The 15,659-nt window shown below is 69.0% G+C and carries 10 protein-coding genes and 1 pseudogene; 6 read left to right on the top strand and 5 right to left on the bottom strand.

The window, feature by feature from the left end; translation table 11 throughout:
- On the top strand, positions 1 to 721 hold a 721-nt coding region (locus D183_RS0106395), incomplete at its 5' end, for a thiol:disulfide interchange protein DsbA/DsbL (RefSeq protein WP_017908278.1).
- A gap of 25 nt (positions 722 to 746) precedes the next feature.
- The gene (locus D183_RS0106390) at positions 747 to 1,514 is read left to right on the top strand and encodes an endonuclease/exonuclease/phosphatase family protein (protein ID WP_017908277.1); all 768 of its coding nucleotides are present in this window, start codon (positions 747 to 749) and stop codon (positions 1,512 to 1,514) included.
- A gap of 110 nt (positions 1,515 to 1,624) precedes the next feature.
- Here D183_RS0106390 and D183_RS0106385 read toward each other — a convergent pair whose 3' ends face one another.
- Complete coding sequence (locus tag D183_RS0106385; protein WP_017908276.1) at positions 1,625 to 2,782, bottom strand: ROK family transcriptional regulator; 1,158 nt, start codon at positions 2,780 to 2,782, stop codon at positions 1,625 to 1,627.
- Positions 2,783 to 2,885: 103 nt separating this feature from the next.
- On the opposite strand from D183_RS0106385, the gene D183_RS0106380 reads away from it, so the two are divergent.
- Together D183_RS0106380 and D183_RS0106375 are read left to right on the top strand one after the other, a co-directional pair.
- Positions 2,886 to 5,546 carry a TonB-dependent receptor gene (locus D183_RS0106380; RefSeq protein ID WP_026144246.1) on the top strand — a complete coding sequence of 887 codons (2,661 nt, stop codon included), beginning with the start codon at positions 2,886 to 2,888 and terminating at the stop codon, positions 5,544 to 5,546.
- 10 nt (positions 5,547 to 5,556) lie between these two features.
- Complete coding sequence (locus tag D183_RS0106375) at positions 5,557 to 6,342, top strand: DUF1868 domain-containing protein (protein WP_017908274.1); 786 nt, start codon at positions 5,557 to 5,559, stop codon at positions 6,340 to 6,342.
- Positions 6,343 to 6,417: 75 nt separating this feature from the next.
- On the opposite strand, the gene D183_RS0106370 is transcribed toward D183_RS0106375, so the two are convergent.
- Positions 6,418 to 9,306 (bottom strand): TonB-dependent receptor, encoded by a 2,889-nt coding sequence (locus tag D183_RS0106370; RefSeq protein WP_017908273.1) that lies wholly within the window; start codon positions 9,304 to 9,306, stop codon positions 6,418 to 6,420.
- A gap of 696 nt (positions 9,307 to 10,002) precedes the next feature.
- Here D183_RS0106370 and D183_RS0106365 point away from each other — a divergent pair.
- The gene (locus tag D183_RS0106365) at positions 10,003 to 11,970 is read left to right on the top strand and encodes a transglycosylase SLT domain-containing protein (protein WP_017908272.1); all 1,968 of its coding nucleotides are present in this window, start codon (positions 10,003 to 10,005) and stop codon (positions 11,968 to 11,970) included.
- A 131-nt stretch (positions 11,971 to 12,101) separates the two neighbouring features.
- The gene (locus D183_RS0106360; protein ID WP_017908271.1) at positions 12,102 to 13,355 is read left to right on the top strand and encodes a multifunctional CCA addition/repair protein; all 1,254 of its coding nucleotides are present in this window, start codon (positions 12,102 to 12,104) and stop codon (positions 13,353 to 13,355) included.
- 16 nt (positions 13,356 to 13,371) lie between these two features.
- On the opposite strand, the gene D183_RS0106355 is transcribed toward D183_RS0106360, so the two are convergent.
- The 3 genes and pseudogenes from D183_RS0106355 to D183_RS26885 form a co-directional block, all read right to left on the bottom strand.
- Positions 13,372 to 14,244, bottom strand: coding sequence for a hypothetical protein (locus D183_RS0106355; protein WP_017908270.1), 873 nt, complete (start codon positions 14,242 to 14,244; stop codon positions 13,372 to 13,374).
- 103 nt (positions 14,245 to 14,347) lie between these two features.
- The gene (gene nagA, locus D183_RS0106350) at positions 14,348 to 15,493 is read right to left on the bottom strand and encodes an N-acetylglucosamine-6-phosphate deacetylase (protein WP_017908269.1); all 1,146 of its coding nucleotides are present in this window, start codon (positions 15,491 to 15,493) and stop codon (positions 14,348 to 14,350) included.
- Positions 15,493 to 15,659 (bottom strand): annotated as a pseudogene (locus D183_RS26885) (SIS domain-containing protein); the annotation flags it as partial. The gene nagA and the pseudogene D183_RS26885, both read right to left, overlap by 1 nt.

The raw sequence follows: 15,659 nt of genomic DNA, 5'->3' as shown, positions 1-15,659 counted from the left end.
CGCCGGCAACGATGCCGCCGCTGCGCCCGCCGAGACGCCGGCCGCGCCCGCGGCCACCACCGCCGATGCCGCTGCACAGCCTGCCGCCACGGAAGGCGACAACGCCGCCGCCAAGCCGGTCGCCGCCAAGACCCCGAACGGTCCGGAGCCGGTCGCCGGCACCGACTACATCGACATCGCCGGCGGCCAGCCGTTCCAGCCGACCAACGGCAAGATCGAGGTGGCCGAGATCTTCGGCTATGTCTGCCCGGCCTGCGCGCGCTTCCAGCCGCTGATCGGCCCGTGGAAGGCCGGCCTGCCGTCGGACGTGCGCTTCGTCTATGTGCCGGCGATGTTCGGCGGCACCTGGGACGACTACGCCCGCGCGTTCTACGCCGCCGAGGCGCTGGGCGTGCAGGAGAAGACCCACGAGGCGCTGTACAAGGCGATTCACGTCGACGAGACCCTGAAGGGCGAGCGTGGCCGCGACTCGGTGCAGGACATCGCCAACTTCTACGCCAAGTACGGCGTGGACCCGAAGCAGTTCGCCGACACCATGGGCAGCTTCGCGGTGGCCACCAAGACCAACCGCGCCAAGCAGTTCGCCACCCGCAGCGGCATCACCGGCACGCCGTCGCTGATCATCAACGGCAAGTACCTGGTCAAGGGCAAGAGCTACGACGACATGCTGCGCGTGGCCGATCACCTGATCGCGCGCGAGCGCGCGGCGATGGCCAAGTAAGCCGTCCGCCCCGGGCCGCACCGACGTGACCGCTCCCGCCACCCGCACTCTGCGCGTGCTGACCGCCAACATCCAGGCCGGTTCCAGCACGCGCCGCTACAGCGACTACGTGACCCGCAGCTGGTCGCATGCGCTGCCGGCCGGGCGCAAGCGCAGCAGCCTGGACGCGATCGCGCAGTTGGCCAGCGACCACGACATCGTCGGCCTGCAGGAGGCCGATCCCGGCAGCCTGCGCTCGGGCTTCACCAACCAGACCCACTACCTGGCCGAGCGCGCCGGCTTCAACTACTGGAGCCACCAGCCGAACCGACGCGTGGGCGGCGTGGCGTCCAGCGCCAACGGCCTGCTCAGCCGGCTGGAGCCGGTGGAAGTGCAGGACCACGCCCTGCCCGGCCGGCTCGGCGGGCGCGGCGTGCTGCTGGCCAAGTTCGGCAACGGCGCCGAAGGCCTGGCGGTGGCGGTGGCGCACCTGTCGCTGGGCGCCAACTCGCGTGCGGCGCAGTTGGCCTTCATCGCCGAGTTGCTGTCCGATCATCCCAACGTGGTGCTGATGGGCGACTTCAACTGCGTCGCCGACCGCCCGGAAATGCAGTTGCTCTACAAACGCACCCGGCTGCAACCGCCGGGCTGCGTGGTGCCGACCTTCCCGAGCTGGCGCCCGCAGCGCGCCATCGACCACATCCTGGTCAGCGACGGCCTGCGCTGCAACGAACAGCGCGCAGTGCCCGCCGCCTTCTCCGACCACCTGGCGGTGGCCACCGAGATCGACGTGCCGCAGCACGTGTTGCGCTGAGGCGCCATCGCGCCACAGTCCGCTCGGCGGCGCGAAACCGTCAGCAGCGGTAGCGCGCCTGCCAAGCCCAACCCGAAGGGTCGCGGTTGCGCGGGGATGAATGACACGCCCTAGAACAGCGTCTCCTTGAACGGCAGCATCGCCGCGCCCAGTACCGTGGCATGCGCTTGGACTTCGCCGACCAGCAGTGTGGGATACGGCGAGGCGATGCCACGCCGCGGGGCCGACTCGAACGCAATGCGGGCGATCAGCCTTCGCGCAAGATCGGCAGGCAGGCGCGCACCGAACACGATCACCGGCGGATCGATCAGCGCAATGGTCGCCGCCACCGCCAGCGTCACCGTCGATTGCACGGCATCCAGCCAAGCGTCGATCTGCGGCCACGCCGGGTCGTACTGCTGCAGCATCGCATGCAGGTCCGGCAGCGCGTGACCGTCGGCGACCAGCGCCTCGCGCAGGCTCTCCAGCGTCGGCCGTGCCATGCCGGTGATGGCCGAAATACGGCCCAGTTCGCCAGCATTGCCGTGCGCGCCGCGGCACACGCCGCCGTCGGCGATCACGCCCGCGGCGAATCCGTCGCCGATGTACAGATAGACCAGGTCCGGCGTTCGACGGCCGATCCCATACACCGCCTCCGCCAGAGCCGCGCAATGGGCGTCGTTGTCCATCCAGACCGGCAACTGCAGGCAATCGGCGACGAATCGGTCCAGTTCGACCTCTACCCAGTCCGATGCCAGCGACAGCGGCGGGTTGACGCGCGCGCCCTCGCCGATGCGCGGTCCGGTCATGCTCAGACCAACGCCGAACAGCTGTTGTCGGTCCACAGCAGCGGCCTGTAGCAGTTCCTCCACCATCGCCGGCAACTGCCGACGCACGTCAGCCAACGTGAGCGGGAATGCAGTGAACTGACGCATCCCACGGATCTGCCCGGCGAAGTCGATCAACAACACCGCGATGCCATCGACCGTCAACGAGACGCCGACGCTGTACGCGTAATCCGGCACCAAACGCACCAGGCGACTCGGCTGGCCGCGCCCGCGACGCGGCGATGGCCCCAGTTGCAGCAGGCCATGCGCGACCAACGGATCGAGGACGCCCTTTGTCCCCGGCACGCTGAGTCCAATGGCGCGGGGCAGATCGGCACGCTCGACCTGTCCCGCGCGACGGACCAAGTCCAGCAGCATGCGCTCGCTGGTCCCAGCGACGTTGCCGTCGCTGCGGCGGCGGTACTGCGGACGGACAGCGGCGTTGGCGAAGAAGCCGGACACGCGAAGCGACAGCGGGGGCGTTGTCATATTTCTTTTAATTAACCAACTTAATTTAATGCATCTTCGGCCACCACTCTGGGGCCGCCCAAGACTGGATCGTGCCATGCGTCTGCTGCCGCCTCATCCCCTTTGCGTCTTCCGCTCGCCCGACGCCTCCTCTCCGTCCGTTCTGTCGCTGGCACTTCGCCTGGCGCTGGCCGGCGTCCTGCCGTTGGCATCGCCGGCGTATGCCGATGCGCTGCAGGCCGACGAGGATGCGAAGACCATGGATGCAGTGCAGGTCCGCACCTCGTTCCAATCGCAGAACACGCGCGCCATCGCCACCAAGCAGGGGGCTTCCACCATCGTGGATTCGATCGCCGCCGACAGCATCGGGCAGTTGCCGGACTTCAACGTCGGCGACGCGCTGCGCCGGGTCGCCGGCGTGAGCACGGTGGAGTACCAGGGCGAACCGCGCTATGTGACCGTGCGCGGCCTCAACGGCAACTACAACAGCATGTTGATCGACGGCTTCGCGTTCGCCAGCAACGATATCGGCAGCCGCCAGGCGCTGATGGACGTGCTGCCGGCCAATTTCGTCGATCGCATCGACGTGGTGAAATCGCTGTTGCCGGAAAACGACGGCGGCGCGATCGGAGGCGTCACCGATCTGGTCACCGAAAGCGGCTTCGAGCGGCCCGATGGATTGCTCACCGCCGCGGCCAAGGGGGGCGTCAACCTCATGGGACAGCGCTACGGCGGGCGCACGCCGGCCGGCGAAAGCGAACTGAAGTGGAGCAAGCGCTTCGGTGGCAACGACGAATTCGCGTTCCTGGGCGCGGCCAGCGTCTGGCGCCGCGTGATCTCGGTACCGCAGGAGGAAAACGGAAGCGGCCTGAACTGGTACAACGCCGACGGTACGCGCTCCGCCTTGGCCTATGGCGGCGTCGGCAACGCGGTGCCCAGCGAGCGGCGTTGGTACAACTACGACAACACCCGCGAGCGCCGCGGACTGACCATGCGCCTGGATTGGCAACCGGATGGCCCGCTCAGCGGCCATCTCGCCGGCTATCGCTTCCGTCAGCGCGAGACCTCCGACCGCGACGCCGAGGTCGCGCAGGTGCAGAACAGCGCGCGCCTGGTTCGCACCGGCGCCGACAGCGGAACCCTGGACAATCTCAATCAGCTTGTCGAACTGGGCCAATTGCGCTGGAAACGCGGACTGACCGGGCTCAACGGCGAACTGCTGGCCGAACTGCCGGCGCAGTGGCGCGGCGCACTGCGCGCCAGCACCTCGCGCGCCACGGTGGATAACCCGCAGACCTGGGACCGTTTCCAACAAAACCGCTTGGGCTACGCGTTCGACTGGAGCGACAGCCTGCCTGCGTTCACTGCACTCAACCCGGCGCTGGCCGACGACCCGACGCGCTACGCCAACCTCTATCACCAGCAGGAACGCACCCGCTACGCCGAGCGGGTCAGCGATCTGCAATTGGAATTGCGCCGCAACATGGACGAGGACAGTCGTGGATTGGGCGTGGCATGGGGCCTGCGACAGGTGCGTACGCACATGCGCACGTCCTTCCAGCGCACCACCTGGAGCGGGCTGCCCTACACCCTGGCGGACGTGCTGGGCGATTCGACCTGCGGGCTGGGCTGCAATACGCCGATGCTGACCATCGATCCGGCCCTTGCCGACGCACGCTGGGATGCCGTCGCCGACCAGGCACGTGGCGTGGTGGACACCGCCGCGCAGAACAGCGGCAGCTACGCCGTGGACGAACAGGTGCGCGCCGGCTTCGTCCAGGCGCAATGGCGGGGCGAGCGCTGGCGCCTGGCCGGCGGCGTGCGCTTGGAACAGACCCGTTTCGGCAGCGACGGACTGCAACTGAGCGGATCGACATGGAGCCCGGTCGGTGCCGTGCGCCGCTATCGCAACTGGTTGCCGTCGCTCGCCGGCCAGTGGCAGACCAGCGCCAACGGCACCCTGCGCTTCGGAGTCTCGCGCTCGATCGGGCGCCCCCGCCTGGACCAGATGGCGCTGAACGGCGGCGTGCTGACACTCAGCAGCACGCCGCCCACGCTCAACCAGGGCAACCCGGACCTGCAACCGCGTCGCGCACTGAATCTGGATCTCGGCCACGACTGGACCTTCGACGATGGCGGCAGCCTGCTGTCGATCGCGCTGTTCCACAAGACCATCCACGATGAAATCTTCCGCTACGGCCAGCTGCAGTCCCTCGACGGCCAACAGGTGCTGGTCACGCAGCCCCGCAACGTGGACCGGCCAGTGCGGCTACGCGGCCTCGAACTGAGCGCGATCAAGGAACTCGGGCCCTGGCTGCCCGCGCTGAACGGCCTGTCGGTGAGCACCAATGTCACGCTGCTGGACGTGGACTACCCGGTGGTGCTGGGCGACGGCAGCCGTACGACGCTGTCGGTGCTGCCGCAGCAGCCCAAGCAGCTGTGGAATCTGGCGCTCAACTATGCGCGGGGTCCGCTGAGCGCCTCGCTGGCCTGGAACCATACCGGTGTGTTGTGGGACGACCGTTACCCCAACTACACCAACCAGTTGGAGTTCTATCGCAACCGCTACCAGCAGGCGTTGGACCGCGTCGACCTGAAGCTGGGCTGGCAGGTATCGCCCTCCGTCGCGCTGAGCCTGGACGTGCTGAACCTGACCGGACAGGGCTACGAGTACCGCATCGGCCGCCAGCAGGAATACGTGCAATCGGCCTGGAAGATGGCGCCGACCGTGATGGTCGGCCTCAATGTCAAACTCTGAGGCAAACCGCATGTCATCGTTTTTCGATACCAGCATCAGCCGTCGCCAGTTGCTGGCCGCGGCCGGCGCGACGGTCGTGGCTTCGGCACTGCCGGCGCAGACCATTTCGCCACAGCCGCCGGATGTGGGACGCAAGTTCCTCCGCTCACGGCGCCCGCTGCCGTTCCCCGGCAATACGTTCCTGGGCCATCTGCAACAGCAGGGCGATGGCTACCAGAGCTTCGACCGCGTGCTGGACATCTATCGCGAATTCTCCGAGCACCGCTTCGTCGACAAGTTCGCCTTGCTTCCACCGAGCAGCTATCACGTGACATTGCTGGGCGGTGTCAACGAGATCGACCGCGCTGGTGGGCCATGGCCCAGCGACATGGCGCGCGACGTACCGCTGAGCGACATCCATGCGACGTTCCTGGCACGGCTGCAGCAGCGCGGTGTCGCGCCACTGGGCGCATGCCGGTTCCTGATCGATCCTGCGGCAGCGAAGACCGGCCGCAACGACAATCTGCTGATCCCGTTGCGGCCCGCGGACGCAGCGACCGCGCTGCGGCTGGACGCCGCCCGCCGCGGCCTGATGGCACTCATTCGCCTGCAGCGCCCGGACTACGTCGACTACCGGTTCCACATCTCGTTGGCCTATCTGTGCGACACGCTCGATGAGGTCGAACATGCCGCCTATCGGAAGGCGGTACACGACTGGCTGGCGCGGCTCGCCGCGGCCGGACCGATCACCGTGCCGCGCTTCCACTTCTGCACTCTTCAGGACATGTACGCGTTTCGGACGCTGCAAGAGGTGTGAGGCGCCCAGGCGACGGACGACATCGGCATGCGAAACGCGCGGCGCGGGATACGCGCCGCAACGTCCGTCACACCGCTAGAACTTCAGATCCGCCCGCACGTACAGGTAGCGCCCGCCGGGAATGCCGTAGGTGGAGGCGTCGTAGCCGTTGAGCGAGCACGACAGGCAGATCGGCGGGTCCTTGTCGAAGACGTTGTTGACGCCGCCGCTGAGGGTCAGGCCCTTGAGCCAGTCGAAGCGGTAGCCCACCTGCAGGTCGTGGTAGGTGATCGCGTCCAGCGTGTTGGTGCCGGCCACCGGGTTGCTGCACACCGGGAACGCGACCGCGTCGCCGCATTGCTCGGTCAGCTCGGAGATGTGCCGCAGCGTCCACGACGCATTCCAGCGGCCGCGCGACCAGTCCAGGCTCAGGTTGCTGGTCCACTCGGGAATCGAGCTGTCCACCACCTCCACGCCCGGGCGCTGCGGCTGCACCTGGCCGGCCGCGCCGGTGGCGACGTAGCGAGTGACGAAGGTGTTCTGCCAGCCGATCTTGAAGCGGCCGGCGGCGGTCTCCGGCGAGTTCCAGAACAGGTCCACGTCCCAGCCGTCGGTCTTGATCGAGCCGAGGTTGGTGAGCCGGTTGTTGAAGCCGTTGATGCCGCCGGTGGAGGCGCGGGTGATGCCGTTGCAGTAGGTCGGCGACAGCGTGTCCACGCACAGGTCGAGCTGGGTCTGCGCGTTGATCGCCTGGATCGCGCCGTCGATGTCGTGGCGGTAGAAGGTCACCTCCACGTCGAAGCGGTCCGACCACGGCACGTTGCTGGCGAACCACGGGCTCCAGACGAAGCCGGCGCTGAAGCTGCGCGCCTTCTCCGGCTCCAGCGCGCGGTTGCCGCCGGTGGTCACCGAGATCTGCGAGTTGGCCTGCTGGTAGCCGGCCGGCACGCCGAGCGTGGCGCAGTTGCTGGCGCTGCCGCGCGGCGCGGTGCCGCCCAGGCCGATCGAGCACGGGTCGGACAGGGTCAGGTCGGCGCGCGCGGCCGAGCCGTACAGTTCGCCGATGCTGGGCGCGCGGAAGCCTTCGGCATAGCTGGCGCGCAGCACGAAGTCCGGCGCCACCTGCCAGCGCAGGCCGTACTTCGGGGTGAACTTGCCGCCGAAGGTGGAGTAGTCGGAATAACGGCCGGCCAGGCTGAGGTCCAGTTTGTCGCCCAGCGGCGAGTCGGCGAAGATCGGCACGCTCAGTTCGAGGTAGGCCTCCTTGACGTCGTAGCTACCCTGCGTCGGCAGCGACGGCACGCCGTTGTAGTGGCCGATCACGGTCAGCGGATCGGGGCGGTAGAAGCCCTCGTACTTGCGGTACTCCACGCCGGTGGCGAAGGACACCGCGCCGGCCGGCAGCCGGAACAGGTCGCTGCTGAGGTTGGCGGTGAACTGGGTCAGTTCGTTCTGGCTGCGATCGTGCACCACCGGCTGGATCCAGCGCAGCATGTCCGGGGTGATGCTGCCGGCACCGCCGAAGATGTTCAGTGGCACGCAGCCGGCCACCGCCGCGCACGCCGCCGGATCGCCCAGCGCCAGGTTGATGTTGTAGATGTTGTAGCTGCCGTAGTTGGTCTGCTCGGCCTTGTTCTTGCTGTAGGCGCCGTTGACGTCCCAGAACCAGGTGCGGTCGGCGCCCTCGAAGCTGCCGATGAAGCCGGTGCCGACGTACTGGGTGTCCACGCGCTGCTCGAACACGCGCGCGCCGCCTTCCACCGGGCGGCGCCCGATCATGATCAGGTTGCTGCCCGAATCCAGCGCGAAGCCGAACGGGTTGTACGGGTTGGCGGCGGAGATGACGATGTTGTCGGCGAGCGGATTGCCGGTGCCGGCGTCGGGGCCGAGAAAGATCGGTTCCGGTGCGGCCTGGTTGGTCGACTCGCGGCGGTTGCCGAGCAGCTTCAGGTACCACTGCACATCGTCGTTGAAGAAGAAGCGGAACTGGCCGAACACGCCCTTGCGCTCGGACGGGGTCAGCAGCAGGTTGGACGCGGCGAAGTTGTAGCGGTCGGCAGTGGTGAAGCAGTGGTAGTCGTCGCTGCGGGTGCAGCCGCCGGTGCCGTCGTAACGCGGCGTGCGCGCGCCGCTGTTGGGCGTCAGGTTCTGCTCGGCGCCGGTGTTGGGGTCGACGAAGATGAAACGCCCGTCCGGCGTGGCCGAGCTGCCGAAGCTCAGGCCGGTGCCGGGAATCGGATACAGCGACTGCGCGCGGTCGCGCGCGTAGATCGGATCCTGCTTGGTATAGCTGGCGCCGAGGAACAGGCTGGTGCGCTCGGTGCTGTGGCCCCAGGCCAGGTCCACGCCCTTGCTGGCGCCGTCGCCCTTGTCGTACTCGCCGTAATTCAGGGTGACCTGCCCGCCTTCGAAATTGCGCCGGGTGATGATGTTGACCACGCCGGCGATGGCATCGGAGCCGTACAGCGAGGAGGCGCCGTCTTCCAGCACCTCGACGCGCTCGACGATGGCCAGCGGGATGGTGTTGAGATCGGTGGCCGCGCCCACGCCCGAGGCCGAGGACTCGTTGACCCAGCGCATGCCGTCGACCAGCACCAGCACGCGCTTGGCGCCGAGATGGCGCAGGTCGACCTGCGCCGAACCCGCGCCGACGCCGCTGCCGTCCGGCGGGAAGCCGAAATTGCCGGAGGAGTTGAACTTGGCGTTCAAGGCCGAGCCGGAGGCGGTGAGTTCCTGCAGCACATCGCCGATGGAGGTCAGGCCGGTACGTTCGATGTCGGCGCGGCTCAGGGTCTGCACCGGCACCTGGCCCTCGACTTCGGCACGGCGGATGCGGGTGCCGGTGACCTGCACGCTGTCCAGGGTGGTGGCCGTACCGGGAGCGGCCGGGGGCGTCTGTTGCTGGGCGCCGGCGATGGCGGGGACGCCGCCGAGCAGGACCAGGGATACCGCGAAGACCAAAGGATGGCGGTGCAGGAAATTCATCCGTCTCTCTCTCCAGAAAGGATGTGGGTCGGCCGCTGCGACCCCCTGCACCGCGACGGCATGGAATTCTTTGTAAACAAATCGTAAACGCCGTGCAAGCGTCCGGTAGGCAAAGCGCGGGCCATCGCGACGACTGGTCGATCTGGTAGACACCGCATGCGCAAGACATCGTCAAGCAGCGCGAGACCTAAGCCCCTCTCCCCTCGGGAGAGGGGTTGGGGTGAGGGTACGGAGCGCGAAGCGCCCGCAACGATCTTGCGATCAGAGGCTTCGCCCGTACCCTCTTCCGCCCCTACGGGGCACCTTCCCCCGAAAAGGGGGCCATGGTCCCGAGGGGAGAAGGGAGAAGCCATAGCCCCTCTCCCACCGGGAGAGGGGTTGGGGTGAGGGTACGGCGCGAAGCGACTCGCGGACTTCAGACGTACGAAGCTGCACCTGCACCTCATCCGCCCATGCCCGCCCCCGGATGCCGGCCCAGCGTGCGATCCCGATCTGCAAACGCTGCGGGGCAGCGCGTTGACACGACGTGTTGTGCCTCCACCCGTCGGCACATTGGCATCGCTGCATCCAGCACACTCGCCACCCAACCTGGACGACGCGGCCACCCATCGTCACCACCACGCCGGCCCAAGCGACGACAGCGCCACCATCGCCAGTTGAAACGGCGATTCATCCGCGTTCGGTATAGTCCCGCGCATGATCCTGCGCACGTCTCTCCTGCTGTTCGCCGCCGCGTTGTGCGGCCCTGTTCCCGCCCTCGCCCAGTCCCTGGATGCCCAGCGCCCGGCGATCCGCTCGGCGATCGACGATGCCGAGCAGGGCCGGTTCGATCCGGTCCGCGCGGCCGCGTTCAAGCAGCATCCGCTGTACGGCTGGCTGGAGTACGCCAACCTGCGCCGCAACATCGACAAGGTGTCCGATGCGCAGGCGCAGGACTTCCTCAAGCGCTACGCCGGGCAGCCGGTGGCCGAGAGCTTCCGTGCGCTGTGGCTGCCGGCGCTGGCGCGGCGCGAGGACTGGCCAGCGCTGCTGGCGAACTGGAAACCCACCGAGAACCTCGGCCTGCGCTGCGCCCAGCTCAATGCGCGCCAGGCCACCGGCCGCGCCGACGCGCAGTGGGTGGACGAAGCGCAGGCGCTGTGGCGCAACGCCGGCAAGTCGCTGCCCGACGCCTGCGATCCGGTATTCGCGGTGCTGCAGGCGCGCGGCGGCATGACCGATGCGCTGCGCTGGGCGCGCGTGGAGGCGGCGGCGGACGCACAGCAGCCGGCGGTGATGCGCGCCGCCGCACGCGGCCTGCCCGCGGCCGACCTGGCCCTGGCCAACGACTACGCGGCGTTCCTGGACGCAGTGCACACCCGTGCGCTGAACTGGCCCAAGACCGAGCGCAGCCGCAAGGTCGCGGTGGACGGGCTGGCGAAGCTGGCCAAGACCGATCCGGACGCCGCCGAACGACAACTGCCGCAGTTCGCCCAGGCGCTGCAGTTCAGCGAGGCGCAGCGCGGCGCGGTGCTGTACCAGATCGCGCTGTGGACGGTGGCCTCGTACGGGCCGGATTCGGCGCGCCGGCTCAACGCGGTGCCCGAGTCCGCGTACGACGAACGCCTGCACGAGTGGCGCGCGCGCGAGGCGATGGCGCGCGGCGACTGGCCGGCGGCACTGGCCGCGATCCGCAAGATGCCGCCGGCGCAGCGCAACGATTCGCGCTGGCAGTACTTCGAGGCGCGGCTGGCGGAGAAGACCGGCAATGCCAGCGAGGCGCAGCGGCTGTACCGCGCGGCGGCCAGCTCCGCCACCTTCCACGGTTTCCTGGCCGCCGACCGGCTCAAGCAGCCGTACGCGCTGTGCCCGTGGGAACCGAACGACAGCGCGCAGGCGCAGGCGGCGGTGGCACGCGATCCGTCGCTGGTCCGCGCGCTGGAGCTGTTCAAGATCGACCGCGCCGGCTGGGCCGTGGCCGAGTGGAACGATGCGCTGAGCCGTTTCGACGACACCCAGCGACGCCTGGCGGTGGAAGTGGCCAGCAACAACGGCTGGTTCGACCGTGCGGTGTTCGGGCTCGGCAAGCGCCCGGAGGAGCAGCGCCTGTACACGCTGCGCTTCCCGTTGCACCACGCCGACACCATCCGCCGCGAAGCCGGCAAGAACGCGATCGACCCGGCCTGGGTCGCCGCCGAAATCCGCGCCGAGAGCGTGTTCAACCCCAACGCCCGCTCGCCGGCCAATGCGATGGGCCTGATGCAGGTGGTGCCGGCCACCGGCGCCAGCGTCGCCCGCAACCTCGGCCTGGCCGGCTACGGCGGCGCCGCCAGCCTGTACGACCCGGACACCAACATCGCCATCGGCACCGCCTACCTGCGCCAGTTGCTCAACACCTACGGCCTGCCCTACCTGACCATCGCCGCCTACAACGCCGGCCCCGGCCCGGCCGCACGCTGGCAGAGCCAGCGCCCGGGCCACGATGCCGACTTCTGGATCGAGACGGTCAGCTACAAGGAAACCCGCGAGTACGTGGCGCGCATCCTGGCCTTCAGCGTGATCTACGACTGGCGCCTCAACGGCGACGCCCTGCCGGTCACCGAACGCATGCTCGGCAAGCTGGACGCGCCGCGGAAGAAGTTCGTGTGCGCGGCCGCTGGTGCGGCCGCCGGGAATGGGGAATAGGGAATGGGGAATCGCAACGGCGCACCGCGCGCAACCGCGCCGAACATTGGGTCAACACGCCAGCGCGACATCAGGCGAAGGGAATCTGCTTTTACCATTCCCGATTCCCGATTCCCCATTCCCAGCCCCCCATGAACATCTACCTCGTCGGCGGCGCCGTCCGCGACGCCCTGCTCGGTCAACCGCCCGGCGACCGCGACTGGGTGGTGGTCGGCGCCAGCGCGCAGCAGATGCTGGAGCTGGGCTACAAGCAGGTCGGGCGCGATTTTCCGGTGTTCCTGCATCCGCGCAGCGGCGAGGAATACGCGTTGGCGCGCACCGAGCGCAAGGCCGGGCGCGGCTACCACGGCTTCGAGGTGCAGGCCGACCCGTCGGTGACGCTGGAAGAGGATCTGCAGCGGCGCGACTTCACCATCAACGCCATCGCCCGCGACGAGGCCGACGGGCGTCTGGTCGATCCGTATGGCGGCGCGCGCGATCTCGAGCAGCGCGTGCTGCGCCATGTCGGCCCGGCCTTCGCCGAGGATCCGCTGCGGGTGCTGCGCGCGGCGCGGTTCATGGCGCGGCTGGCGCCCCTGGGATTCGTCGTCGCGGCAGAGACCATGGACCTGATGCGCACGATGGCCGCCGGCGGCGAACTGGAAACGCTGGTGCCCGAACGCGTCTGGCAGGAACTGCGGCGCAGCCTGGCCTCGGCGCAGCCCTCGGCATTCCTGCGCACGCTGCGTGAGGCCGATGCGCTGCGCTGGGTGCTGCCGGAGCTGGACGCACTGTACGGGGTGCCGCAACGCGCCGAGTACCACCCCGAGATCGACACCGGGCGCCACCAGGAACTGGTCAGCGACATGGCCGCACGGCTGGCGCCGGGCGATGCGCTGATCGGCTTCGCCGCGCTGACCCACGACCTGGGCAAGGCGCTGACGCCGCCGGAGGAATGGCCGCGCCACCTGATGCACGAGCAACGCGGCCTGGCGCCGCTGCGCGCACTGTGCGAACGCCTCAAGGTGCCGCAGGAGCATCGGCAACTGGCCGAGATCGCCTGCCGCGAGCATCTGAACGTGCATCGCCTGGCCGAGTTGCGCGACCGCACCGTGCACGAACTGCTGCAGCGCTGCGACGGATTCCGCAAGCCCGAGCGCGTCGCGCAGTTGGCCACGGTGTGCGAGGCCGACAAGCGCGGCCGTCTCGGCAGCGAGGACGCCGATTACCCGCAGGGCCGCACGCTGCAGCATTTGCATGCGGCGGCGCTGGCGGTAAACGCGCGCGACCTGGCGGCGCAGGGCCTGAGCGGCCCGCAGATCGGCGAGGCGCTGGCCAAGGCACGGATCGCGGCGATCGCCGCGGCGCGGCCGTCGGCAACGCGGTCGGGAGAGCACGCGGGCTAATGTTCTGCTGCCACCATCAAGGTTCGTGCGCCCGCAGCTCGCGGAATCCCGAATCGATCGCGGCCGGGTCGGCGAACTCCACCCGCAGGCCCTTGGCGGCAAGCGCGAGTACCTCAGCGTCATCGACGGCGGTGCCGCTCAAGCGCGCGATCAGCGGACCCAGCACCGCGGTGGCGAACGCGCGGGACAACGCTGCACGACACGCCAGATCGGAGACATCCGCGGGGATGGCGCTGGCCGCCGCCAGGCGCTTCTCGAAATCTCGCGAGGGCTCGAAGAAGGTGGCGACCAACATGCCGACCCCAGGTTGCCCGACCGCCATCAGGCCATAGGGGGCGAACATGTACATGGCACGCCCATTTTCCTCGGGCAGGCCCATCTCGCTGGCCCAGAACAGATGCGCGATCACGAGCCGACCGCTCTGCCATGGCAACCGCACGAGGCTTCCTTCCCTGACGTAGGCGCCGTTCTTCCACGCCGCGAAACCGGCACGAAACGCCTTCAGGAGCACGCCGGCGACATGCGGGTTGAACCCGGCAGGTGCGGCCGGATGCCGGGAATTTTCGGCAAATCGCCGGTGCAGCAACATCATTCCCACCGACAGCTTCATCAACCACAGATGCGCTTCATCGTCCGCGACCGCGGACCAGTCCTCCGACAGGCGCTGTTCCAGCCGTCCGAACTGGGCGTTGGCCTGCGGATCGGCCGGCGCCTTGAAATCGCAGAGCCTGGCGAAGCTGCCGGCATCGCCGAGCAACACCCGGCCCGCAGCTTGATGGCGTTGCGCCAGCCAGCGCGGAATCACATGCTCGCCGGCGCCTGACACCGAGATCCCGGTGAAGAGGCAGGCCGCATCCATCGGCTCGTCGAGATAGCGGCTCGGTTCCATGCATCACCGCCTGCGTTGTCAGCGACCACCACTGTACAACGCGCACGGCAGCACGCGCGCGGTCCCGACCAGCCGACCGCGCGCGCAGCCGGAGCGCCGCCGGCTACTCCATCGCGCCCGCGATCCAGGTATGCCGGACCTGCAAGGCGTCGTCCAGCAGCACCAGGTCGGCCTGGTAGCCGGGGGCGATGTGGCCGTAGCGGTGGTCCAGGCCCACGCACTGTGCCGGGTACAGCGAGGCCATGCGCGCGGCTTCTTCCAGCGGCACGTCCAGCCACTGCACGCTGTTGCGCACCGCGCTGGCCATGTCCAGCGCCGAGCCGGCCAGGGCACCGGCGGCGTTGCGCACCACGCCGTCGATGGCGGTGATGGTTTCGCCGTACAGGTCGAACGCGGGGCTGTCGGCGCCGACCATCGGCATCGCATCGGTGACCAGGAACACGGTGCCGCGCGGCTTGGCCGCCAGCGCCACGCGCAGGCTGGCCGGATGCACGTGCACGCCGTCGACGATCACCCCGCACCAGGCATTGCGGTCTTCGAGCGCGGCGCCGACCACGCCGGGATCGCGTCCCTGCAACGGGGTCATGGCGTTGTACAGATGGGTGAAGCCGCAGATGCCGGCGTCCAGCCCGGCGCGGGTCTCTTCGTAGCTGGCGGCGGTGTGGCCGGCGAACACGCGCGCCCCGGCCGCGGCCAGGGTGCGGATGCTGGCCGCCGGCACGCGCTCCGGTGCCAGGGTGATCAGGGTGACGCCGTTGTCCAGCGAGGTGGCCATGGCCAGTTCGTCGGCGTCGGGCACGCGGAACTTGTCGGCGTTGTGGGTGCCCTTGCGCGCCGGCGCCAGGTACGGCCCTTCCAGATGGATGCCGAGCACGCCCGGCACGCCTTCGGCGATGGCCTGGCGCGTGGCGGCGATCGCCGCGCGCATCACCTCCACGTCGTCGCTGATCAGCGTCGGCAGGTAGCCGGTGGTGCCGTAGCGGCGATGGCCCTGGCCGATGCGGCGCAGCGCCTCGACGTCGGTGCGGTTGTTGAACAGCACGCCGCCGCCGCCGTTGACCTGCAGGTCGATGAAGCCCGGCAGCAGGCTGCCGCCGCTCAGGTCGTGCTGCACCGGCGCTGCCGCCACGCGCGGGTCGGCGTCGTCGAGCAGGGCGAGGATGCGCCCGCCCTCCAGCAGCACGCTGACGCCGTCGAGAAACCCGTCCTCGCCGAGCACGCGCGCATTGCGCAGCGCCACCGTGGTCATCAGACGGTCTCCGTCACTTTGTTCAGATGCGGCGGCAGGTCCGGGTTGTAGCCACGGCGCAGCGCCAGGGCGTTGATCGCGCGGTAGAAGCTCTGGATCGCCAGCAGCGGCGCGCAGGCCGGGTGCGGCGCGGCGACCAGCGGCAGGTCGCCGCCGGCGCTGGCCA

It is taken from the genome of Xanthomonas sp. SHU 199, from assembly GCF_000364665.1.
Lineage (GTDB): Bacteria > Pseudomonadota > Gammaproteobacteria > Xanthomonadales > Xanthomonadaceae > Xanthomonas_A > Xanthomonas_A sontii.
Note: the sequence above shows the minus strand (reverse complement) of the source record. Positions and strands in the feature narration are given on the sequence as shown.

Bases quoted from the DNA above. Each gene is read 5' to 3' on its own strand.
- nagA (WP_017908269.1), bottom strand. From the start codon at position 15,493: ATGACCACGGTGGCGCTGCGCAATGCGCGCGTGCTCGGCGAGGACGGG.
- D183_RS0106370 (WP_017908273.1), bottom strand. From the start codon at position 9,306: ATGAATTTCCTGCACCGCCATCCTTTGGTCTTCGCGGTATCCCTGGTC.
- D183_RS0106360 (WP_017908271.1), top strand. From the start codon at position 12,102: ATGAACATCTACCTCGTCGGCGGCGCCGTCCGCGACGCCCTGCTCGGT.
- D183_RS0106355 (WP_017908270.1), bottom strand. From the start codon at position 14,244: ATGGAACCGAGCCGCTATCTCGACGAGCCGATGGATGCGGCCTGCCTC.
- D183_RS0106375 (WP_017908274.1), top strand. From the start codon at position 5,557: ATGTCATCGTTTTTCGATACCAGCATCAGCCGTCGCCAGTTGCTGGCC.
- D183_RS0106380 (WP_026144246.1), top strand. From the start codon at position 2,886: ATGCGTCTGCTGCCGCCTCATCCCCTTTGCGTCTTCCGCTCGCCCGAC.
- D183_RS0106365 (WP_017908272.1), top strand. From the start codon at position 10,003: ATGATCCTGCGCACGTCTCTCCTGCTGTTCGCCGCCGCGTTGTGCGGC.